Below are 21,446 nucleotides of genomic sequence, written 5' to 3' on the forward strand. Positions count from 1 at the left end.
AGCAGGCGCACTGACATTTAGCGCTCCATGGCCGCCATCCGCTGGTCTCGCTCTGGGTTTTAGTTTTGTTATTGCAGGAGGCTCAATACCTGCTGTGGGCGTGCATTAGCCTGGGCCAAGACAGAAATTCCTGCTTGTTGAAGCACCTGAGCTTTCGAAAGCCTCGCCGTTTCTGATGCAAAATCTGCATCAAGTATACGGCTGCGCGCCGCTTCGGCGTTCTCTGAAGAAGTCCCGAGATTTGCGATCACAGACTCGAAACGGCCTTGCACCGCACCCAAATTCGAACGAATACCGGAAATAGCATCAAGCGCTGAATCAATGGTCTTGATTGCGTCATTAGCGCCGGCTACCGTCCTGATATCCATGTCCTTCACATTGTTGCGGCTTCGATCTGTCAAGCTGGTATTTTCGAATCCAACAACAGAAGAGCCCTCGTCGATTTCGATATTTTTGGTGGATTCGAGGGTCAAAGAGCCCCGATAGGTGGCGGTGCCCTCGGCGTTGCCGGCATTAGCTATCGACATGCTCCCAAACACTGAGGACGCACTAACGCTCCCTGTAGTGTTGTTCAAGCTTTCGTTAATTACGATATTTTCGCCAGCGACTCGGGTTTTCAACACTAATTCGCCGCCTTCAACGGTCGCGGTTACCCCGGTGTCGTTGGAATTATCATTGATTGCGGATGCCAGGCCAGTTGCATCAAGACTGAAGCCTCCTGTGCCGCCAACGTTCTGAGTAAATACAGTGACGCTATTGATGTTGAGGTTATAGCTCGCATTGCCGTTGGCAGATGAGATAAAAAGCGCATTGTTGGAAAAGACATTATCGAATCTGATCTCAGTTTCCGCCAACGCTTGCACGTCGTCCACCGCCGAATCGTTGATTGCTTTTGCGAGTGCAAAAGCGCTGGCCGCATCGCGATTCGGGTCTCCACTTTCTGCAAAGGGGGAGGAGTCAGCAATTTTGGTCCCGTTTATAATTAGATTGCTGCCATTGCTTGCAGTCCCGTCGACACCAACATAGCTACCTCGAACAGAATAATTGGCCGCACCCGAAGTAGACGTCGTAGCGCTCGGCGTCTGACTGGCGCTACTGGCTTCCGAGACAAAACCAGGCAGGTCCTCCAAACTTGCGCTTTGCAACGACACTTCAATGGTTTCCTTGACGTTGGCGCCAATCTGAAATGCCTGCTGAAGGAAAGATCCGTCCAGGATCTTTTTGCTGTTAAACGTCGTTGTGTCAGCAATACGGTCTACTTCCTCCTTCAAAGCGCTTACTTCAGTCTGCATCGCTGCTCGATCAGAACTGGAGTTCGTAGCGTTTGCCGATTGGACTGAAAGGTCACGAATCCGCTGTAAGATGTCGATCGTTTCTTGAAGTGCACCCTCCGCCGTTTGAGCAAGAGAAATTCCATCGTTAGCATTGCGGCGCGCCACTGATAGGCCATTGATCTGCGATTCGAATCGTGTCGATATGGCTAGGCCTGCAGCATCATCTTTCGCAGAGTTGATTCTGAGGCCGGAAGACAGCCGGTCCAATGCAACTGTCGCAAGACTCTGCGATTCGCTCAGTTGATTTCGCGCGCTCAAAGAGGCGATGTTTGTGTTGATTCCGAGGGCCAAGGCGAAGGTTCCCTGTATCAATGCTCGTCAATTCCACAGCGCGCAGTCGTATATTTTCAATGTGGCTGTAGGTTATCTATGAGATAACGGCAGGAGGCAGAAAATCTTTAGGAAATTATGAGGATAATTAAATGAATAGGGCGTATTCGCCAAGGAGTAAAATAAAAAGGCCAGCTAAAAAGCTGGCCCAAAAAACAAGGAAAGAACGAAAGTGCCTGAAAAATTCGTTAATCCGGTGGATTCGATTCCCCATATGGCGGCGGAGGTACTACTCGGCTCCTCCACCATGGGGGATACTGCTTAAATCCACAATTGCAGGATAAGTCGTCCGGCCTTTCCTGTCTGTTTGTGAAGTGTGTATCAGTGTTACCGAGTGTGTCGCCGCTTCAGGCGGTCGCTCCGATCTCCGGTGCAGTCTCGGTAAACCGACGCGTATCGTAGGCATCCACCAGCCCCTGCACCGCTGCCCGTTCCATATCCTGGATCGAGGGTGTGCCGTTCTGGGCGTCGGCTTTGCACAACACCATGCCGGCTTCCACGGAAATATAGCCGGCCGTGGTTTTCAGGGCCTTGTGGTTGATGCCGTCGAACACGCGCCGGAAGGCGGTGGTGGTGCAGTGATCGCTGTTCGGGAAGTAGGCAATGATGGCGAACTGGTTGTCGCCAACGCGGCACAGGGCATCAATGGGGCGAATCAGGGTGCTCAGTCGGCGGGCAATGCCGATGGCCAGTTCGCTCATCACCGTGGGCGGGTGTTTGCGCTTGAGTTCCTGCCAGTTGCGAATGCCGCACAGTACATAGGCAGAACAGCCGCCTCGGGATTCAGCGTGGCGCAGCATCTTGGTCAGCCGCTCGCGACCGTATTTGGTGTTGCAGAGACCGGTTTCCAGATCAATGATGTTTGTGGATTCCAGCTCACGATTGTTCTCGATCAGCAGGGAGTTGGCCCGGAGCAGGGTGTTCTGGCGGTCGGCCATTCGGTCTGCGGCAAAGATGCGGGGGATCAGTTGCTTGGTCATGTCGGACTTGTAGATGAAGTCGTCCACACCCCGGTCGAAGGCTTCTGAAAGAGCCTCGACGCTTTCCCGTGCCGTGAGCAGGATCACGTAGGTGTAGTGATTGTTCTGCTCGTCCTGTTGTCGCACCTGGTCCGTCAGCTCAAGGCCATCCATCTCGGGCATCAGCCAGTCGGCAATCAGAACGCTTACCGGCCGCTGTTCGATTAGCTGCAGGGCTTCCGGTGCGTTATTCACGATGCGTACGTCGCGATATCCGGCATTTCGCAGCGTGCGGCCAACCACCATACTGCTGAATTTCGCGTCGTCTACTACCAGGATGGGAAGGTCCAGATTTGGCATTGTTATCTACTTTTAGCAGTCCGTTGTCAGGTGCGAGAGATGCCGGGGGTTGGTATCATCCCCAGCAAATTGAAGAAGTATACCTTCTTACCCTGTTGGAGAATAACGACCATGCCTTCTTTTGACATTGTTTCAGAAATCGATATGCACGAAGTCACCAATGCGGTCGACCAGGCCAAGCGCGAACTGGGCAACCGCTGGGACTTCAAGAACGTTGAAGCCGACATTGAGCTGGACGATAAGGGCATTACCATCAGTGCCGAGCAGGAGTTCCAGCTGGAGCAGTTGTTGGACATGCTGCGTATGGCCTTTGCCAAGCGTAATATCGATGCCCGCGCGCTGGCTGAGGACGGCGACAGCAAGTCCGGCAAGCTGGTCAAGCAGCACCTGTTGTTGAAGCAGGGCATTGAAACCGATATGGCCAAGAAGATCGTGAAGATGATCAAGGACCAGAAGATGAAGGTCCAGGCCAGTATCCAGGGCGACAAAGTGCGAGTGACCGGCAAGAAGCGGGATGATCTTCAGGAAGCCATTGCCATGCTGCGCGAAGCTGAGCTGGATATCCCGCTGCAGTTCAATAATTTCCGCGACTGATCCGGAGGCTTCACCATCTTAACCGGCACCCGCCTGACCCTGATCCGGGACACGCTTCATACCTATACCCGTTGGCAGGTCATTGCCCTGCTATTCCTGGGCTTTTCGGCGGGGCTGCCGTTCCTGCTGGTGTTTTCCACGCTGAATGCCCGTCTCGCGGATGTCGGGGTGGAAACTGCCACCATCGGGTTCTTCAGCTGGCTTGGCATTACCTACTCCATCAAGGTGTTCTGGGCGCCGGTGGTGGACCGCCTGAAACTGCCGCTGCTCGACCGGCTGCTGGGTAAGCGGCGAAGCTGGATTATCTTTGCTCAGGCAGGTATTGCCACTGGGCTGTACCTGATGGCTCAGGTGGATGCCACGGCAGCGCCGGAAATGATGGCTCTTTGTGGCCTGCTGGTGGCGTTCTCCTCTGCCACCCAGGACGTGGCCATTGATGCCTACCGCATCGAGATTGCCGAGGAGCGGCTCCAGGCCGCCCTGGCTGCTACGTATATCTTTGGCTACCGTCTGGCGCTTCTGGTGGCCGGCGCCGGTGCTCTTTACCTGGCGGAATTCTGGTCCTGGCAGGTGTCCTATGAAGTCATGGCGGCCCTGGTAGGAGTTGGCGCGCTCACGGTGCTCATTGTTCGCGAGCCCAGCGTGAACCACTTTGCCGCCGCCCAGGACATTGCCCACAAGATCGAACAGGAGGCTGCCAAGCTCACGCATCTTAATCCCCGCCTGGCGAGACTGGTTGGCTGGTTCTACGCCGCCGTGGCCGGCCCATTCCTCGATTTTTTTCGCCGTTACAAAGAGCTGGCTCTGGTTATCCTGCTCATGGTGGCCGTTTACCGGATCTCTGACATCGCCATGGGCGTTATGGCCAATCCCTTCTACCTGGACTTCATGGGCTTCAGCAAAACCCAGGTGGCGGATGTCACCAAGATCTTTGGCTTCTTCATGACCATTGCCGGCTCGCTGGTCGGCGGTGTCATGGTGGTTCGCTACGGGGTTCGCCGGATTCTTCTGCTTGGCGCAATCATGACCGCCGCCACCAATCTTCTGTTTGTCGTTCTGGCCCAGTACCCGCCCAACATCATTACCCTGGCCGCCGTGGTGAGCGCCGATAACCTCAGTGGCGGCATTGCCAATGTTGCCCTGATTGCCTGGCTCTCCAGCATGACCAGTGCCTCGTTCACGGCTACGCAGTACGCACTGTTCAGTTCCCTGATGACTCTGCCTGGCAAGTTTCTCGGTGGGTTCTCCGGCATTGTCGTGGCGAGCTTTGGTTACGCCGAATTCTTCCTGGTGGCCGGCATAATGGGCGTGCCTGCGATTCTGTTGGCCATCTTCATGATCCGAAATGGCCATCGACTGGATGCGTTGGCGCCGCGCAATGAATCGAAGCCCGATGCCGAAGCAGAGAGCCCTTGATGTCCGAACCGACCAAAGACCAGAAAATCTGGCAAGTCGTACTGGCTGTCCCAGAGGGAAAGGTGGTCAGTTACGGCCAGGTTGCAGAGATGGCAGGGTTGGGCCGGCAGGCGAGGTACATCGGAAAAGCCTTGGGCAAGTTGCCGGAAGGGCATGCCGTGCCATGGTATCGGGTGATTCGCAGTAACGGACAGGTTGCCTTTCCCGTGGGGTCCGAGAAATTTGAGGAGCAGGTTAGCCGGCTTGAGGCTGAAGGTGTCGAAGTTACCGACGGGCGGGTTTCGATGTCTCGGTTTCGATGGTAGTGGGGCGCTGTGGGCGCCCCACTCAATGGTAGCTCGCCCCGTTAGAGCCGCAGAGCCCCATCCACTTCAATCATCCGCCCTGACACATAGTCGTTCTCAAAAATGAACGCCGCAGCCGAAGCAATCTCTTCGGGCTTGCCCATGCGCTTGAGCGGAATGCCGGCCGTCATTTTTTCCAGGGCTTCCGGTTTCATGGAGGCGGTCATTTCGGTCTCGATGAAGCCCGGGGCGATACCGGCGCAGCGGATGCCGTAGCGGGCGAGTTCCTTGGCCCAGACCGGAACCAGGGCAGAGACACCGGCCTTGGCAGCGGAGTAGTTGCTCTGGCCCATGTTGCCGGCGCGAGAGATGGAGGCGATGTTGATGATCGCACCCTGGTCGCCGTTCTTGATCATCTGGGTCGCTGCTTCGCGGCCGCAGAGAAATACGCCGGTAAGGTTTACGTCGATAACCGCCTGCCACTGGGACAGCTCCATGCGGCGCTCAACTTCGCCATCCTTCACTTTGACCATAAGCCCGTCCCGGAGGATGCCGGCATTGTTAACCAGGCCGTTGAGGTGGCCGAAGTCTTTTACGATGGCCTCGAAGGTTTTTTCTACCTCTTCCTCTTTTGCAACGTTGCAGACGTAGCTTCTGGCCTCAGCGCCCGCGGCCACGCAGGCGGTGACGGCTTCGTCCAGCTTCTCCGGCATCAGGTCGATCAGCGCAATTTTTGCACCTTTGGCTGCAAGGTATTCGCCCATGGCGCGGCCAAGGCCCTGGCCGCCGCCAGTGATTGCAATCACGGAATCTTGAAGTTTCATGTTTTGCCCTAACTACTGTTATCAAGTGGTTTTACAGTTGCTGTGCGTCTTTTCACCGTTATGGCTGGTGCGTAGAGCCATGAATGTGGCTTCTTGTTAGATACGGAAGGACTGCGAGTATACCAGACCTTCTGAAATTCCTGCTCAGACCCTGAGGTCCCGATGTCCGTGTTTCTTTTTCTATTCATAATCATGCCGATTGCCGAGATGGCGGTGTTGATCCAGGTAGGTGGCATGATTGGTGTGCTCAATACCGTCGGGTTGGTGTTGTTGACCGCCGTGATCGGCGCCTGGCTCCTTCGCCAGCAGGGGTTGGCAACGCTTTTGAAGGCCAATCAGCGACTGAACAGTGGCGAATTGCCGGCCAAGGAGGTTGCCGAGGGGCTGATCCTTGCGATTGGCGGTGCGCTATTACTAACGCCTGGCTTTATTACCGACACAGTCGGGTTTCTGTGCCTGATCCCCGGTACCCGCCACTGGCTCGCAGCACAAGTGCTCAAGCGCATGGTCGTTGCTGGGCAAAGCCGTGGCAGCAGCTTCTATTTTCGCGCCGGTGGTGGGTCCAATCCGTTCGGGCAGGATCCGTTTGGTGGCCAGGAGAACCCGTTCGGCCGGCAGCGGCCTTTTGATCGCGACAGCAATGGCGACATCATCGAAGGCGAGTACCAGGATGAGACGGGATCCGATCGGGACCGGATCGAAAAAAAGTGAAAAAATTTTCTCTCCGGGGTGTTGAAAACACCTACCAGCTACCCCAAATAGAAACCACAAGTTCGCTGCGGGCTGATTTCCACTGAAAACAGTTGGTTATCCAGCCGGGCAATTTGTCGGACCAGGCGTTGCCTGTCCGACCTACATCAACAATGTCATTGCCACATTAATCTGACTATTGGAGAAACCGAGCAATGAAAATTCGTCCGCTACACGATCGTGTTGTCGTGCGCCGTAAGGAAGAAGAAGAGAAAACTGCGGGTGGCATCGTGCTGCCGGGTAACGCCAAAGAGAAGCCTTCCCAGGGCGAGGTAATTGCCATTGGTAACGGTCGCATCCTGGAAAACGGCGAAACCCGCTCACTGGCGGTCAAGGTGGGTGACACCGTGGTCTTCGGCCAGTACGCCGGGAACACCGTCAAGATCGATGGTGAAGAGCTCCTCATCATGAGCGAGAGCGACATCTACGGCGTGCTTGAGTGATCGCTGAAGCGAATCGCACGAACTCTCATTAATCCGATTGATTCAACAACTTCGGTTTAACGAACAGGAATAGAAGACATGGCAGCAAAAGACGTTAGATTCGGTGATAGCGCACGTAAGCGCATGGTCGCGGGCGTCAATGTACTGGCAGACGCGGTTAAAGTGACCCTCGGCCCGAAAGGCCGTAACGTGGTTCTGGAAAAGTCCTTCGGCGCGCCGACCATCACCAAAGATGGTGTTTCCGTAGCCAAGGAAATCGAACTGTCTGACAAGTTCGAGAACATGGGCGCCCAGATGGTGAAAGAAGTGGCTTCCCAGGCCAACGACACCGCCGGTGACGGTACCACTACCGCAACCGTTCTGGCTCAGTCCATCGTTAACGAGGGCGTTAAGGCAGTTACTGCCGGCATGAACCCGATGGATCTGAAGCGCGGCATCGACAAGGCCACAACGGAAGCCGTGAAGGCAATCCGTGATATGGCCAAGCCCTGTGACGACAGCAAGATGATCGCTCAGGTAGGCACTATCTCTGCCAACGGTGACGATACCATCGGTAAGATCATCGCCGATGCAATGGAAAAAGTTGGCAAGGAAGGCGTGATTACCGTTGAGGAAGGCCGAGGCCTGGAAGACGAGCTGGACGTGGTTGAAGGTATGCAGTTCGACCGTGGCTTCCTGTCTCCGTACTTCATCAACAACCAGGACAACATGTCTGCCGAGCTGGAAGACCCGTACATCCTGCTGGTCGACAAGAAGATCTCCAACATCCGCGAGCTGCTGCCGGTGCTGGAAGCTGTAGCCAAGGCTGGTAAGCCGCTGCAGATCATCGCTGAAGACATTGAGGGTGAAGCGCTTGCCACTCTGGTAGTGAACAACATGCGTGGCATCGTCAAGGTAAACGCCGTCAAGGCGCCTGGCTTCGGTGACCGTCGCAAGGAAATGCTGCAGGACATCGCGATCCTTTCCGGTGGTACCGTTATCTCTGAAGAAGTCGGCCTGACTCTTGAGAACACCACCCTGGATGACCTTGGCACAGCCAAGCGTGTGAACGTCACCAAGGAAAACACCACCATCATCGGCGGTGCTGGTGCGCAGGCGGACATCGAAGCTCGTGTTGAGCAGATCCGCAAGCAGATCGAAGACAGCTCTTCCGACTACGACAAGGAAAAGCTGCAGGAGCGTGTTGCCAAGCTGGCTGGCGGTGTTGCCGTTATCAAGGTTGGTGCCGGTTCCGAAGTGGAAATGAAAGAGAAGAAGGCCCGCGTCGAAGACGCGCTGCACTCTACTCGCGCCGCGGTTGAAGAGGGCATCGTACCGGGCGGTGGTGTAACCCTGATCCGTGCCATTGCGGCCCTGGACAAGGTAGACGCCATCAACGAAGAGCAGAAAGCCGGTGTTAACATTCTGCGCCGTGCCATGGAAGCTCCTCTGCGCCAGATCGTTTACAACGCAGGCGGTGAGTCTTCTGTTGTGGTTGCCAAGGTTCGCGAAGGCGAAGGTTCCTTCGGCTACAATGCCGCGACCGAAGCCTACGGCGATATGCTGGAAATGGGTATCCTGGATCCTGCCAAGGTCACCCGTTCCGCTCTGCAGGCGGCCGCTTCTGTGGCTTCCCTGATCATCACCACCGAGGCGATGGTTGCGGATGAGCCGCAGGACGAGTCTGCCGGCGGCGGTATGCCGGACATGGGTGGAATGGGCGGCATGGGAGGCATGGGCGGCATGATGTAATGCCGGCCTGATCTCGGCCCCTTAAAAACCCCGCGTTGGTTCACGCCAACGCGGGGTTTTTGTTTTTTTGTCATGAACTTGCCTCATGGCTTTGCTAGACTCGGCTTCCGGTCCATTATCTGTGCAACGCCGAATGAGTGACGCTGAACCCAAATCCTTTCTCCGCCCCGGCAAGGTATTTCTGCTCCTGCTGCTGGGCGCTCTGGTTTATCTGCTGTCACTGGTCTTTCTGGTTCCTGCGGGATGGGTCTGGCAGCAAGCCTCTGCCCATGTATCTCTGCCTCCCCAGGTAAAGGTTCAGCAGGTTGCCGGCAAACTCTGGGATGGTGAAGCCGGGGTTGTGGTGGCCGGTTTCCCGGTGCGTGTTGACTGGCGCCTTTATATGCCGTCGGTCACCAGCCTGGAATGGCCAGCCCGAATTTCCCTGGAATCGTCGCAATCCTCGCTCAACGGCGATGTTACGGTGGGCTGGCCGGCCAGTGCCCAGCTTGATGCCAGCGGACGGATCACGGTGGCCGAGTTTGAGGAGCTGATCCGCCAGAGCGGCGGCGCCATGATTGAAGGCGAAGTCATGATTGACCGTCTGAATATGGCCTGGGCCAATAACCGGATTACGCGGGCGGAAGGCCTGGGGCGCTGGGATGGCGGCCTGGTGACCTGGCCAATGGGTAGCCAGCGTGGGCAGGCCGAGTTTCCGCCCATGAAGGCGACGATGGATACCTCCCAGGGTGGTGTGGCGCTGACAGTCTCCGAGCAGGGCGGCCAGGGGCCAGCAGCAGATGCCACCGTGTTCTGGAGCGGAATGATGGAACTGCGTGTCTACAAGCGTATGGTGGATCTCGCCGGCCAGCCCTGGCCCGATTCTGCCAGCCCCGGTGATGTCGTATTCCGGGTACGCCAGCCTCTCGTACCGGGGGCAAGATAATATGGCGCTGTTGAGTATTCCGGCCCAGAGCCGGATTTCCCGGATCCTCGCCAACCTGTTGCTGTTGGTTCTGGTGGTGTATCTGGCCAATACTCTCGCCCGGATGACCTGGTTATACGCCTGGGACGACCGGCCGGTTCCAGACGCGCCGGTCGCAGCCGGTGCAGGCAGTCTGTCAGGCGGTAGCCGTTTGACAACGTCTATGGCCGTTTACGATTTCTTCGGGCGGTCTGAGCGACCGGTCGAGGTGGCCGATGCGGTTCGCCGCTCGGCTCCGGAAACCCGGCTTCGGCTCCGGCTGGAAGGGGTACTTGTCGCACAGCGCCCGGAGGACTCCGGTGCTATAGTTGCTGGGAGCAATGGAGAAACCGCATATTACCGGGTAGGGGAGATGCTACCCGGCAATGCCGAGCTGGCCGAAGTGGAACCCGGGCGTGTTCTGATTCGTCGGGGTGGGCGATACGAATCCCTGACTTTCGAGGAACAGTCGTCTGAACTGGTTGCAGAAGTGACCGAGGAGCCTGCAGAATCATCACCGGATGAGTTCCTGGCCAGCGCCCGTGAACAGATTGACAGCCAGGGCATTGCCGCACTGGCGCCTTTCGGGTTGAGCCCGGTGGACAATAGCGGCATGTCCGGTTACGTGTATGACGGCTCTAACGCCATGCTCAACGCCGTCAACCTGCAGGCCGGGGACGTGATAACGGCTATCAACGGTCAGCGGCTGGGCGATATCAGCCAGGATAAGGCCCTGCTTGAGAACTGGCGCGGCCAGGCCCAGCTGGAGATAGAAATCGAGCGTGACGGATCCATCCTCACCATCAGTTATGCCATACCCGAGCAGTGGCGCTGACCGGGTTCATCGAAACAGGACGAAATCGCCAGATGTATAACCACAAGATCAATGTTTTGCGGGCCATTGTCCTGCTTTTTCTCCTTCCCTTTATGTCCATGGCGCATGGGCAGGAAGCCGAGACATGGCGGCTGAACCTGAAAGACGCCGATATCCGCGCGTTCGTGACCCAGGTCGCGGACATTACCGGGTACAGTTTTGTGGTGGATCCCAGGGTGAAGGGCAAGGTAACGGTGCTCTCCAGCGCGCCCATGAACAAGGACGAAATTTACGATCTGTTCCTGGCGGTCTTGAATGTTCACGGTTTTACCGCCATCCCGGGCGCAGAAGTGATTAAGGTGGTGCAGCAGGTTGATGCCAAACAGTCGGCAGAGATTCTGGAGCGCTTTCCCGAAACCCCCTCCGAGCAGCTGATCACGCGGGTTATCCAGATCGACAACGCCAACGCCCTGGAGCTGGTGCCGATTCTGCGCCCCCTGGTGGCGAAATACGGCCATCTGGCCGGGGTGGCCGCCGCCAACGCCCTGATCATCAGTGATCATTCTTCCAATATCCAGCGCATTGAGCAGATTGTCCGGGAGCTGGATAGCCCGTCCAAATACGAAGTGGAAGTCATCCAGCTTCAGGAAGCCTGGGTGGGTGATATGGTGACCCTGCTGCAGGAACTGGCCCCGGATGAACTCGGCCGGGCCGGCGGCGACAATGCCGCCAGAAAGTACAGCGTCACAGCAGATGAGCGCAGCAACCGCCTTATCCTGCGGGGCGATGAGACCTTCCGCGAAAAGATGCGCGGCCTGATTCGACAGCTGGACCAGCCTTCTGCCACCGGCGGCACCACCAAGGTCCTGAGGCTGAAACACGCCGACGCCAAAAACCTGACTGAGATCCTCAAGGGTGTGATGGGCGAGCTGGTGAAAGAAGGTGCCGGTTCGGGAGGCGGCGGCGCCGCCAAACCGCAAAGCAGCTTTGCCGTTTTTGCGGATGAGGGGCTGAACGCGCTGGTGGTAAGGGGTGAGCCATCCCTGATGCAGGAAGCCGAACAGATTGTTGCGGCGCTGGATGTGCGCCGTGCCCAGGTGATGATTGAGGCGGCAATTGTCGAGATCAGCGACGAACTGGGCCAGGATCTGGGTGTCCAGGTTGCGGTCGGTGACGAGTCCGGCGAATCCACGCCGGTTGCCGGCACCAATTTCGGTAACGTGGGTCGCAGTCTGGGTGAGGTGCTCAGCGCGATTCTGACCGGATCCGCCATCACGCCGGCTACCGGTGGTATCACCATCGGCGCCGGCCAACGGAACGAAAATGGTGTGAGCTGGGGGGTTCTCCTTCAGGCACTGTCCACGTCTGCCGCTGCAAACCTGTTGTCCACGCCAAGCATCATTACCCTGGATAACCAGGAGTCCGAGATCATCGTGGGCCAGAACGTGCCTTTCCGTACTGGCCAGTCCACCGTCACCGGCGATGGCACCACCAATCCATTCACCACCATCGAGCGTCGCGATATCGGTCTGACCCTCAAGGTTACCCCGACCATCAGTGCCGACGGCCTGGTGCGTCTGGTGGTGGAGCAGACCACAGAAAGCGTGGCAGACAGCATCGAGAACGCCTCGGATATCGTCACCAACAAGCGGGAAATCAAGACCACCGTACTGGCGGATGATGGTGAGACCATCGTGCTGGGCGGTTTGACCCGGGATGATTACCAGGTCAACAAGAGCAAGGTGCCCCTGCTGGGTGACATCCCGTTCGTTGGTCGCCTGTTCTCCTCCGAATCGGAGCGCCGGGTGAAGCGCAACCTGCTGGTGTTCCTGCGTCCCAAAATCATGCTGGGCAAGGAAGAAGCCGTTGCGGCTACTTCCGACAAGTTCAATCAGCTTTGGGACGTCAATCTGAACATCCGGGAGAAGCTGGGTATCCCCACCGAAGAGCAGCGTCCGACAGTGGACGCGCTGTTTGAAGACGGCAGCACCCGGGTACAGTAAGCGCTCAGACAGCCAGTGGCGGCATCGGGCAATCCATCTGGTCCGCCACCAGCCGCATCAGTTCGTACTCCCGGGTTTCCACTTTCCCGTCGCGGGTAATGCAGTGTCCACAGGCATCGATGATTGCCGGTTTCAGCAGCGGTGAAAGACCGTTCAACGCGGTCAACGCTTCCCGTAGCTGGCGCATGGTGACTTTTTCCAGAACCGGCTCCACTCCATCCTTCGCATTCATGAAGCCGGCCATCGCCTCCCGATAGAGCTTCTCGGCGTCAGATTGGGACTCAGACCCAGCCCTTGCCATCAAGCTCAGGAGCCTCTGGAGGGCCGGCATGACCGGCTTGTAGCTCTTATAGCGCACCGGTACCACTCTGGCTGCTTCGTCGCCCAGGTGGCGTGACAGGAAGCTTGTCATAGCGAGTTCAAACAGTGTAACCCGGTTATCCGCCGCCACCAGTTTCTGGACATTGGTAATGAGCAACTCCCGCTCTTCCGGGTCCAGCTTGCGAAGGGCAGGCATGGCCAGTTCCAGGGCAGGGAAACGGACGCCATCGCCGATGGTTTTCAGTGCCGGCAGCAGTTTCTCGAGTAGATCCGGCTGGCTGCCCAATACCGAGTGTGCCGGAAGCAGGTTCAGCCGTTCCGTTTGCTGTGGACGCGGTAGCTCACTGATCAGCATGGCATAGCAGAGCTGCGTGGCCCCGGCCCGGGTGTACAGCAGGTTTCGGAAGGTGGCTGGCAGGCGTTCCAGAAAACGCAGGGCGAAATCTTCGCTTTGCCGGTTGATAGTGCCGACCTGATCTGAAAATTTCCGGGCCGGTTTTATGGTTTTTTCCGGGCTGGACGCAAGCGGTGAGGTTCTGCCACTCCTGCCGGTAACCGGCCCGAGTATGTCGGTTGCCGCGCCACTAAACCCGGACGCGCCCGCTTCTGGTGCTCCAGAGCCTCCCCGGTAGAGATCGGCGCCTGGTTCGGTATCCCTGAGCCGGCTTCGCAATCTGGCCAGCATGCCAGGCTGAATGGCATTGATTCGCTCATCTATGGGCGGGTGGGATGCCAGCAAAGAGGTGAACTTCATCCGCGCACTTTCGCCAAAGCACATGTGATTCATGTCGCTGGCGTGGCTGGTTGTGTCCAGGTATCCGCCCTTCATTCCGATCTTGAACAGCGCTCCGGCAATGCCTTCGGGATTGCGGGTAAATTGCACGGAGGATGCGTCTGCCAGCATTTCGCGTTGCCTGGAAACCGCTGCCTGTATCAGCCGGCCAAAGAAAACGCCCACATAGCCAATTACAAAAAGGGCCAGACCAATGATGCCCATGGCCGCTTGGGCCCGGCCGTCCCGTGATCGACCCACACGATGGCCGCGGTAGAAGGATGCGCGCAGCAGAAAGCCGCCAATCTGTCCGATCATCAGGATGCCGGCAAGCAGGGCAATGAGCCGAACGTTGAGCCGCATGTCCCCGTTAAAAATATGGCTGAATTCATGGGCGACCACGCCTTGCAGTTCGTCCCGGGATAACTGGGTGATGGCGCCGTGGGTGACGACCATAACAGCCTCGCCCGGCGTATAGCCGGCCACAAAAGCGTTGATGCCGGTTTCCTGATCCATCACATAGAGTTCCGGCACCGAGACACCACTGGCAATAGCCATTTCCTCAACGATGTTGCGCAGTTTGCGCTCGTCACTGTCGCGGGTATCGGGGTCAATGGGTCTGGCGCCAACCATTTTGGCGACTCGGTCGCCACCTCCGGCCAGATCAACCCAGCGGAGCAGGGAGCCCAGAACAATCAGGGAAACAACCGTAACGGCGGTCAGCAGGCCATGATTGGAGAGCAGCCAGTGGTGGAACGCAAGAAAGGAGGATTCGCTACGGGTTACGAAATAACCAACAAGGCAGACGGCAAGCGTGATAAACGCGACCGCCGTCAGGAAAAGAAAAACCAGCAGAGTGGTGTTGCGCCGGGCGTGTGCCTGGCGCTGAAAGAAACCGGGATGAGCCATGATTCAGGGCCTCAGAAGGCCACTTTCGGTGCCTGACGGGCTTCCGGTGATTCCAGTTCCAGTTGCGACGTTTCCTTGAACGCAAACATGCCGGCGATAACATTATTCGGGAACTGCTCCCGGAAGATGTTGTAGCTCATGACGCCGTCGTTATAGGCCTGGCGGGCAAAGGCGACCCGGTTCTCGGTGCTGGAGAGTTCTTCCATCAGTTGCTGAATGGTTTCGTTGGCCTTCAGCTCCGGATAGTTCTCGGCCACGGCGTAGAAATTTGCGAGCGCCTTGGTGAGCAGGTTTTCGGCGCTGCCCAGGCGTTGGATCTTGGTTCCATCGCCAGGATCCTTGGCGGCATCTTTTTGGGCGCTGACCGCATTGTTGCGGGCTTCCATCACCTGGGTGAGAGTGCTTTTTTCGTGAGTCAGATAGGCTTTTGCCGCTTCCACAAGATTCGGAATAAGGTCGTGCCGACGCTGCAGTTGAACATCAATCTGGGCAAACCCGTTTTTGAACTGGTTGCGCAGGGAAACCAGGCGGTTGTAGATAAAGACCAGATAGAAAACAACGACGGCGATAACGATCAGGCCGATAACAGTGGTTCCCATGGCAACTCCTAGAGGTAGTGGTTCAGAGGTTATTTTCCACGATCTGCTCGTGAAAACCTTTAACGAAGGTCTCAAATTCACGCGGCGGCAACGGCTTGCTGAAGAAATAGCCCTGGGCGAGCTTGCAGCCACGCTGGCTCAGGTAATATTCCTGCTCTGCCGTTTCCACCCCTTCAGCAACCACTGACAGGTTCAGACTCTTGCCAAGGTCGATGATGGTATTGGCGATTCGGGTATCTTCCTCATTGACCAGCAGATCGCGGATAAACTGTTTGTCGATCTTCAGGTGCTGTACCGGCATCTGTTTGAGGTAGGTCAGGGACGAATAGCCGGTTCCGAAGTCGTCCACCGCGATGCTTATCCCCGCTTTGTTGAGTCTGTGGAGTTTGGCTACGGCGTCTGACAGGTTCGTCATGAAGCTGGTTTCTGTTACCTCCAGCTCCAGCCGACCGGCCGGTATCTTGTGCCGTCGCAGGGTATCGAGAATATCATCGACAATGCTTTCCTGGCGCAGCTGAACGGCCGAGAGATTAACAGCAATACGAAGCGGCGAGCCGTCCGAGGCCCAGCGAGCTGCCTGCCAACAGGCCTGGTCCAGAACCCACTGGCCAATTTCCACGATAGAGCCGTTTGCTTCGGCCACCGGGATAAAGAAGTCGGGGGGAACCGAGCCACGAGTCGGGTGCTCCCAACGTAACAATGCCTCTGCCCCGATTACCCGTTTGCTCTCCAGATTGATCTGGGGCTGGTAAACCAGATGAAATTGGTGATTACCAAGAGCCTGGGACAAATCCTTTTCCAGTTGCTTCCGGTCCCGGATTTCCTGGTCAATGCTGGCGACATAGAACTGGAAGTGGTTGTGACCGTTCTGCTTGGCCAGGGTCATGGTCTGTTCGGCACTCTGAAGCAGTCGGTCTGCCTTGCTGGTGTCGGAGGGGTAAAGAGCAACCCCCAGGGTGGCGCTGATTGAGATGTTCTGGTCTTCGACCAGCATGGGCTCATTGACACAGGCCAGGATTCGCTCAGCTGTATCTGCAGCCTGGAACCCGTCCCGAAGTCCCTTCTGGACAACAACGAACTGGTCGCTGCCGAGGCGTGCAATGGTGAAGCGGGCATTGTCCAGTTTGTTGGTCAGGCGGTCGGCAACGGTTTGTAGAATAAGGTCCCCGGACCGGAAACCGCACTGCTCGTTCACCGACTTGAAATCGTCGATGCCGCAGACAATCAGCGACAGTTGGGCGTTGCGCCTGGCGGCATCCTCAATATCCCGCACCAGCAACTCCATGAAGGTATCCCGGCTGGGCAGGCCAGTGAGCTGGTCGTAACGTGAGAGACGGCTCACCCGGTCCTCCGCCTCGCGATGGCGTTTCTGGCTGTCGCCAATGGCCACCAGGAGGTTGTTGGTTGCGTTTACCCAGAGGCCAAGTTCGTCGCTCTGGTGGCCGGATGGCGTGGTGACCAGGCGGTCATCCGGGTGCGCAGGATCCACCTGCCTCACGGAATTGACAATTCGGAGGAGGGGGCGCGTCAGGAGCAGGTGGAATACATAGAACAACACCATGCCGAGAATGAGAGCTGTGGCCATGCCGGAAGCGAAAGTGACAGCCGCCCTGTCCAACCAGGTACGGGCCGCTGCTGCGGTGTCGTAGTGAACGTCAAGAAAGCCGTAGACGTCTTCCGGATTACCTTCGCGGAAAAGCGGCTCCCGATAGAGCCGATCGGCGTCAAAAATCGGATCGGTGACCGGGCGGAAAGCGGTTTCCTGGAGTGGACGGCTGCGATCTCCCAGTGGGTCGCCGTCAGGGTGGACGATGCGGGCCATGTGGACCGCTTCCTTGGCGAAGAGGCCGTCCACGACTTGTTGCGCGAGTTCGGCGTCGATGCTGAACACCGCCTGGGTGGCTGCGTCTTTCACCATCGCGATGGTTTGCTTGGCATCGCTATCCAGCCCTCTGGACACACGTTGGGCGTCCAGGATGACCTGTATGGCACTGACAACGACGCCACTGGCAAGGGCCACCGCAAGAATCCACCGTAAGATTCGATAGCCCAGGCGATGTTCAACCTCGAAGGAGTTTTGCATTCAAGCCTGTCTTGTTCCGGTTTTTGCAGAGCCGCTGATCTGCAAGGTTCAGGGCAAAGGTGTCGCACTTTGGGTGATGTGCGTGGGGGCTCACCCTGATGGTTGTTTTCAAGTATGGTTCAGGTTCGCGATATCTTCATGGAGTATCGGCGATTTTTCCAAAGATTTCAGAGTGTGCTTGTATCAAATTGTAATTGCTTGGGTATGGCAGACACAAAAACGCCCGCCAGGGGCGGGCGCTTGATCACAGTCGTTTTAGACTGTGTCTGGAAGCGAGGCCGGGATCAGGCCAGGTTTTCGTTTACGAAATCCCAGTTCACCAGGTTCCAGAAAGCTTCCAGGTAGTTCGGGCGGGAGTTGCGATAGTCAATGTAGTACGCGTGCTCCCAGACGTCGACGGTCAGTACCGGCTTGTCGGCACCGGTCAACGGCGTTTCAGCATTGCTGGTATTCGCGATGGCAACGGAGCCGTCCGCTTTTTTCACCAGCCAGGTCCAGCCAGAACCGAAGTTGTTGGCTGCTTTGTCATTGAATTCTTTCTTGAAATCTTCGAAAGAACCGAACGCCTTCTCGATCGCTTCCTTGGCAGCACCGGTGGGTTCACCACCGCCGTTCGGGCTCAGGCAGTGCCAGTAGAAGGTGTGGTTCCAGACCTGTGCGGCGTTGTTGAACAGCGGGCCGCTGGCACTCTTGATGATGTCTTCAAGAGATTTGTTGGCGTTGTCCGTACCTTCGATCAGGCCATTGAGCTTGGTGACGTAGGTGTTGTGATGCTTGCCGTAATGGTACTCGAGTGTTTCCTGAGAGATGTGCGGTTCCAGTGCGTTCTTTTCGTAGGGCAGTGCGGGAAGTTCAAATGCCATGAGGTCGTTCTCCCTGTCTCTCTGTTTATGTTGATGTTCGTTACCCCAATATAGGGTCGATTTGAGTCAGATCAACCCTTTGGTGTTAAAGAACTTTTAAACTCTGGGCTGCCCGGCAGGAACTGGGCGCAGTTCTTCACCCGCCAGACAAGCTCTTCGTAGCTGTCGGCCAGTATGTTTACGTGGCCCAGCTTCCGACCCGGTCGTTCACCCTTATTATAGAGATGAACATGGGCGTAGGGCAGTTCGAGGATTCGCTCGATGTCGCCGTGCTCTCCGATGATATTGATCATGCAGCTCAACCCACGTGGAGCAACATTGCCAAGAGGGTGTCCGCTAACCGCGCGAATATGATTCTCGAACTGGCTGGTCATCGCGCCTTCGATGGTCCAGTGCCCCGAGTTGTGAACCCTCGGCGCCATCTCGTTGGCGACCAGGCCATCGGTTGTCTCGAACAACTCAAGCGTTAATACGCCGACATAGTCCAATTCGTTCAGTAGTGCCTTGATGTACCGCTCCGCATCTTCCTGAACGTGCTTCTCGAGCTTCGGAGCAGGCGCGATGGAGTAGCGCAGAATTCCCTCGTGGTGGGTGTTCTCCGCCATCGGGTAGAAGGCCAGTTCACCGTCTTCAGCGCGAACGGCGATAATCGACACTTCCCGGTGGAAGTCGACGAACTTCTCCACGATAAGGCGGGGGTGGCCGATGGAGGCCCAGGCGGCCTCGGCTTCCTCTGGCGATTTGAGTACGGCCTGGCCTTTGCCGTCGTATCCTTCGGTGTTGGACTTCGCTACCACCGGGCAGCCAAGTTCCTCGGCCGCGGCTTTCAACGAGGCGGCGCTCTCGGCAATTTTCCATTCTGGCGTGGGGATGCCCAGCTCGCCGAACAGAGTCTTCTCCGCTTCCCGGTTCTGACACACCTGCAACGCCCGGGGGCAGGGGTGAACCGGTTTGTGAGTAGCAATTTTCTCGGCCACGTCTACTGGCAGGTGTTCGAACTCATAGGTAACACGGTCGACCCGGGAGAGGAAATCGTCCAGGTACTGGCCCTCGCGATCGATGATGACTTCACCAAGGCCAGCACTGGGGCTGCCGGACATGTCATAGAAAACAAAGGTCTTGGCCAGTGGGTATCCGGCCAGTGCCAGCATTCTTCCCAGTTGGCCGGCGCCCAGTACACCAATTCTCATTCGAGTTCTCCTGCCTGTTACTGGTCCCGAGGATCAGGATTGTCCAGAATCGTTTCGGTCTGTGTGGCCCGGAACTGCTCAACCGCTTTGCGTACGCTGTCGTCTGAGGTGCCAATAATCTGCGCTGCCAGCAGGCCAGCGTTGGTTGCGCCGGCTTTGCCAATAGCGAGGGTGCCGACAGCGATGCCGCCTGGCATCTGGACGATGGAGAGCAATGAATCCAGGCCATTCAGGGTTTTGGACTGAACAGGAACACCAAGGACCGGCAGGGCGGTTTGCGAGGCAACCATGCCCGGCAGGTGCGCTGCGCCGCCGGCGCCCGCAATAATGACTTTCAAACCGCGGTCTGCGGCTGTTTTGGCGTAGTCAAAAAGCAGATCCGGTGTGCGATGGGCCGAGACGACTTTGGTTTCATAGGGCACGCCGAGTTTTTCGAGCATGGTGGCGGCGTGTTCCATGGTGGGCCAGTCGGATTTGGAGCCCATGATGAGTCCTACAAGCGGCTGCATATGCAACAGTCCTGTGATAATTGGAAAGCCGGCCATTGTATGTTTTGCCTACTTACCATGCAAACTTATGGCTTCGGAGTAGGGCAGGATGGAGGCTCTTTCCGGAAAACGCTACGAGCACATCCATGTGGGCTTGACTGAAGCCATCCCTGGCTTCAGACATTTCCGGAAAGAGCCTCCATCCAGCCCCCCGACTCTGTGCAAGAGCATGTATTGGCAAGGCGTCATTTTTACCTGCGCCTAAGTACAGGTATTATCGATCCCTATTGTTTTAACCGTCCATAGTCAGGAGCTGTAATGGAACCCATCCGTCCAGATGATGATGAGTTGAGGGCTGAACGACCGATTGGTAGTGCCGAGCCGAAGAAGGCGGCGGAAAGAAAGTCCAGGCCAGCGTCCGGAGGGAAAGGCGAATCGTCGACACCAACGAAGCCTCCCAAAGGTGGCAAGGGCGGTAAAGGAAGTGGCGGCGGCAATGGTCGCGGTAGCTCGGCAATGCTGTGGGTGTTGTTGATTGTGCTGGCCGTTGCCGCGGGTGCTGGCTGGTACTCCCAGGAGCAGCGGGTTCAGGCGTTGGAAGGGCAGCTTGAAGAAGCGGATTACTGGGCGCGGCAGAGCAAGCTGGCGCTTGCTCGGTTTGAGGGCGAGCTTTCGGAAACGGGGGAAAACCTTCAGGAGAGGGGCGCTACTCTGGAGGAGCAGATCGCGGCGCATACGAAGCGTCTGGATACGGCAGACAGTGAGATCCGGAAACTCTGGGCCATTGCCAATGAACGCAACAAGAAGCGCCTGGATGAGCAGCAGGAACGGATTGCCGCGTTGGAATCCGGCCTTGCTGAGGGCAAGCAGGCCATTGGTTCGCTTGAGACGTCGGTTGAAAAGGTCCGGTCCTCGCTTTCCGCCGATATTGCAGCCCTGAAACAACAAACGGAGACGTCGATTGCAGCGCTGCAGGATGCCAACCGGCAGGCGACGGATCAGTTGACGAAATTGAGCCAGCAGCTGGCGGATGTGGATCAGGTGATCGAGAGCCGTATCCGGCGTTTTGAGCAGGAGCAGAAGCTGGGAATCAGCGGCATGGAGGGTCGGATCTCGGCCCTGGAGCGGGAGACCGATGAGCTGGCCGATGATGGCCGGGTTCAGGCGCTCCGTAATGAGGTGGCCAGTCTCAAGCGCACGGTTGAGTCTATCGATGCCTCGCGGTCACAACTGACCTCCCGTCTGGTTCGGCTGTCTGAAGAGGTGAATCAGTTACGGAGCCAGATCAGCGGGCAGTAACTGCCCGTAGCGTGGTCCAGCAATCGGCATTTCGGGTTTTGTAACGGTTTGTAGCCATCCCTTGCGGTAGCTCTCATTTCTGTTTTTGTGCAGTTGTTAAGATCAGGCAACTCGCAATCAGGATGAAGAGTTAACAA

19 protein-coding genes are annotated in these 21,446 nt (G+C 57.1%); 10 read left to right on the top strand and 9 right to left on the bottom strand.

Annotation, left to right across the window (positions count from 1 at the left end):
• Positions 1–68: 68 nt before the first annotated feature.
• Together MDHKLMBL_RS01680 and MDHKLMBL_RS01685 are read right to left on the bottom strand one after the other, a co-directional pair.
• Positions 69–1,625 (bottom strand): flagellin N-terminal helical domain-containing protein, encoded by a 1,557-nt coding sequence (locus MDHKLMBL_RS01680; protein ID WP_104270133.1) that lies wholly within the window; start codon positions 1,623–1,625, stop codon positions 69–71.
• A gap of 386 nt (positions 1,626–2,011) precedes the next feature.
• Positions 2,012–2,983, bottom strand: a complete 972-nt coding sequence (locus MDHKLMBL_RS01685; RefSeq protein WP_041645339.1) for a response regulator — start codon at positions 2,981–2,983, stop codon at positions 2,012–2,014.
• Positions 2,984–3,094: 111 nt separating this feature from the next.
• On the opposite strand from MDHKLMBL_RS01685, the gene MDHKLMBL_RS01690 reads away from it, so the two are divergent.
• Genes MDHKLMBL_RS01690 through MDHKLMBL_RS01700 form a run of 3 tightly spaced genes read left to right on the top strand, consistent with a single transcriptional unit; the run spans position 3,095 to position 5,298 of the window.
• Entirely contained in the window at positions 3,095–3,577 is a 483-nt protein-coding gene (locus tag MDHKLMBL_RS01690) for a YajQ family cyclic di-GMP-binding protein (protein ID WP_008171349.1), read from the top strand.
• 42 nt (positions 3,578–3,619) lie between these two features.
• Positions 3,620–4,993, top strand: a complete 1,374-nt coding sequence (locus MDHKLMBL_RS01695) for an AmpG family muropeptide MFS transporter (protein ID WP_425269222.1) — start codon at positions 3,620–3,622, stop codon at positions 4,991–4,993.
• Entirely contained in the window at positions 4,993–5,298 is a 306-nt protein-coding gene (locus MDHKLMBL_RS01700) for an MGMT family protein (protein WP_104269996.1), read from the top strand. Before MDHKLMBL_RS01695 ends, MDHKLMBL_RS01700 begins: the two co-directional genes overlap by 1 nt.
• Positions 5,299–5,339: 41 nt before the next feature.
• Here the strand turns inward: MDHKLMBL_RS01700 and MDHKLMBL_RS01705 are convergent, their stop codons facing one another.
• A complete protein-coding gene (locus MDHKLMBL_RS01705; protein ID WP_014577665.1) occupies positions 5,340–6,101 on the bottom strand; it encodes an SDR family oxidoreductase in 762 nt (253 codons plus the stop codon).
• 162 nt (positions 6,102–6,263) lie between these two features.
• Between MDHKLMBL_RS01705 and MDHKLMBL_RS01710 the strand changes: the two genes are divergently transcribed.
• The 6 genes from MDHKLMBL_RS01710 (at position 6,264) to gspD (ending at position 12,785) form a co-directional block, all read left to right on the top strand.
• Positions 6,264–6,812, top strand: a complete 549-nt coding sequence (locus tag MDHKLMBL_RS01710) for an FxsA family protein (protein ID WP_104269997.1) — start codon at positions 6,264–6,266, stop codon at positions 6,810–6,812.
• Between the two features lie 194 nt (positions 6,813–7,006).
• A complete protein-coding gene (gene groES / locus MDHKLMBL_RS01715) occupies positions 7,007–7,294 on the top strand; it encodes a co-chaperone GroES (protein WP_104269998.1) in 288 nt (95 codons plus the stop codon).
• A 78-nt stretch (positions 7,295–7,372) separates the two neighbouring features.
• Entirely contained in the window at positions 7,373–9,025 is a 1,653-nt protein-coding gene (gene groL, locus MDHKLMBL_RS01720) for a chaperonin GroEL (RefSeq protein WP_008171364.1), read from the top strand.
• A gap of 133 nt (positions 9,026–9,158) precedes the next feature.
• A complete protein-coding gene (gene gspN / locus MDHKLMBL_RS01725; protein WP_104269999.1) occupies positions 9,159–9,950 on the top strand; it encodes a type II secretion system protein N in 792 nt (263 codons plus the stop codon).
• 1 nt (position 9,951) lies between these two features.
• Positions 9,952–10,803, top strand: a complete 852-nt coding sequence (locus MDHKLMBL_RS01730) for a type II secretion system protein N (RefSeq protein WP_092030860.1) — start codon at positions 9,952–9,954, stop codon at positions 10,801–10,803.
• A 32-nt stretch (positions 10,804–10,835) separates the two neighbouring features.
• Positions 10,836–12,785: a type II secretion system secretin GspD gene (gene gspD, locus MDHKLMBL_RS01735; RefSeq protein WP_104270134.1), complete on the top strand. Its 1,950-nt coding sequence runs from the start codon at positions 10,836–10,838 to the stop codon at positions 12,783–12,785.
• A 4-nt stretch (positions 12,786–12,789) separates the two neighbouring features.
• Here the strand turns inward: gspD and MDHKLMBL_RS01740 are convergent, their stop codons facing one another.
• The 6 genes from MDHKLMBL_RS01740 to purE form a co-directional block, all read right to left on the bottom strand.
• Positions 12,790–14,787, bottom strand: a complete 1,998-nt coding sequence (locus tag MDHKLMBL_RS01740) for a M48 family metallopeptidase (RefSeq protein WP_104270000.1) — start codon at positions 14,785–14,787, stop codon at positions 12,790–12,792.
• Between the two features lie 11 nt (positions 14,788–14,798).
• A complete protein-coding gene (locus tag MDHKLMBL_RS01745) occupies positions 14,799–15,386 on the bottom strand; it encodes a LemA family protein (RefSeq protein ID WP_014577658.1) in 588 nt (195 codons plus the stop codon).
• Positions 15,387–15,408: 22 nt separating this feature from the next.
• A complete protein-coding gene (locus MDHKLMBL_RS01750) occupies positions 15,409–17,469 on the bottom strand; it encodes a putative bifunctional diguanylate cyclase/phosphodiesterase (RefSeq protein WP_104270001.1) in 2,061 nt (686 codons plus the stop codon).
• A gap of 284 nt (positions 17,470–17,753) precedes the next feature.
• The gene (sodB, locus tag MDHKLMBL_RS01755; RefSeq protein ID WP_014577657.1) at positions 17,754–18,332 is read right to left on the bottom strand and encodes a superoxide dismutase [Fe]; all 579 of its coding nucleotides are present in this window, start codon (positions 18,330–18,332) and stop codon (positions 17,754–17,756) included.
• A 71-nt stretch (positions 18,333–18,403) separates the two neighbouring features.
• Positions 18,404–19,522 (bottom strand): 5-(carboxyamino)imidazole ribonucleotide synthase, encoded by a 1,119-nt coding sequence (locus tag MDHKLMBL_RS01760; RefSeq protein WP_104270002.1) that lies wholly within the window; start codon positions 19,520–19,522, stop codon positions 18,404–18,406.
• 17 nt (positions 19,523–19,539) lie between these two features.
• A complete protein-coding gene (gene purE, locus MDHKLMBL_RS01765) occupies positions 19,540–20,031 on the bottom strand; it encodes a 5-(carboxyamino)imidazole ribonucleotide mutase (RefSeq protein ID WP_008171382.1) in 492 nt (163 codons plus the stop codon).
• Between the two features lie 297 nt (positions 20,032–20,328).
• Here purE and MDHKLMBL_RS01770 point away from each other — a divergent pair, with 297 nt between their 5' ends.
• A complete protein-coding gene (locus MDHKLMBL_RS01770; protein ID WP_104270003.1) occupies positions 20,329–21,309 on the top strand; it encodes a hypothetical protein in 981 nt (326 codons plus the stop codon).
• The last annotated feature ends 137 nt before the right edge of the window (positions 21,310–21,446 follow it).

The sequence above is a fragment of the Marinobacter flavimaris genome, assembly GCF_002933295.1.
GTDB classification, from domain to species: Bacteria; Pseudomonadota; Gammaproteobacteria; order Pseudomonadales; family Oleiphilaceae; genus Marinobacter; species Marinobacter flavimaris.

Bases quoted from the DNA above. Each gene is read 5' to 3' on its own strand.
- MDHKLMBL_RS01685 (WP_041645339.1), bottom strand. From the start codon at position 2,983: ATGCCAAATCTGGACCTTCCCATCCTGGTAGTAGACGACGCGAAATTC.
- MDHKLMBL_RS01690 (WP_008171349.1), top strand. From the start codon at position 3,095: ATGCCTTCTTTTGACATTGTTTCAGAAATCGATATGCACGAAGTCACC.
- MDHKLMBL_RS01700 (WP_104269996.1), top strand. From the start codon at position 4,993: ATGTCCGAACCGACCAAAGACCAGAAAATCTGGCAAGTCGTACTGGCT.
- MDHKLMBL_RS01705 (WP_014577665.1), bottom strand. From the start codon at position 6,101: ATGAAACTTCAAGATTCCGTGATTGCAATCACTGGCGGCGGCCAGGGC.
- MDHKLMBL_RS01710 (WP_104269997.1), top strand. From the start codon at position 6,264: ATGTCCGTGTTTCTTTTTCTATTCATAATCATGCCGATTGCCGAGATG.
- groES (WP_104269998.1), top strand. From the start codon at position 7,007: ATGAAAATTCGTCCGCTACACGATCGTGTTGTCGTGCGCCGTAAGGAA.
- groL (WP_008171364.1), top strand. From the start codon at position 7,373: ATGGCAGCAAAAGACGTTAGATTCGGTGATAGCGCACGTAAGCGCATG.
- gspN (WP_104269999.1), top strand. From the start codon at position 9,159: ATGAGTGACGCTGAACCCAAATCCTTTCTCCGCCCCGGCAAGGTATTT.
- MDHKLMBL_RS01730 (WP_092030860.1), top strand. From the start codon at position 9,952: ATGGCGCTGTTGAGTATTCCGGCCCAGAGCCGGATTTCCCGGATCCTC.
- gspD (WP_104270134.1), top strand. From the start codon at position 10,836: ATGTATAACCACAAGATCAATGTTTTGCGGGCCATTGTCCTGCTTTTT.
- MDHKLMBL_RS01740 (WP_104270000.1), bottom strand. From the start codon at position 14,787: ATGGCTCATCCCGGTTTCTTTCAGCGCCAGGCACACGCCCGGCGCAAC.
- MDHKLMBL_RS01745 (WP_014577658.1), bottom strand. From the start codon at position 15,386: ATGGGAACCACTGTTATCGGCCTGATCGTTATCGCCGTCGTTGTTTTC.
- MDHKLMBL_RS01750 (WP_104270001.1), bottom strand. From the start codon at position 17,469: ATGCAAAACTCCTTCGAGGTTGAACATCGCCTGGGCTATCGAATCTTA.
- sodB (WP_014577657.1), bottom strand. From the start codon at position 18,332: ATGGCATTTGAACTTCCCGCACTGCCCTACGAAAAGAACGCACTGGAA.
- MDHKLMBL_RS01760 (WP_104270002.1), bottom strand. From the start codon at position 19,522: ATGAGAATTGGTGTACTGGGCGCCGGCCAACTGGGAAGAATGCTGGCA.
- purE (WP_008171382.1), bottom strand. From the start codon at position 20,031: ATGCAGCCGCTTGTAGGACTCATCATGGGCTCCAAATCCGACTGGCCC.
- MDHKLMBL_RS01770 (WP_104270003.1), top strand. From the start codon at position 20,329: ATGGAACCCATCCGTCCAGATGATGATGAGTTGAGGGCTGAACGACCG.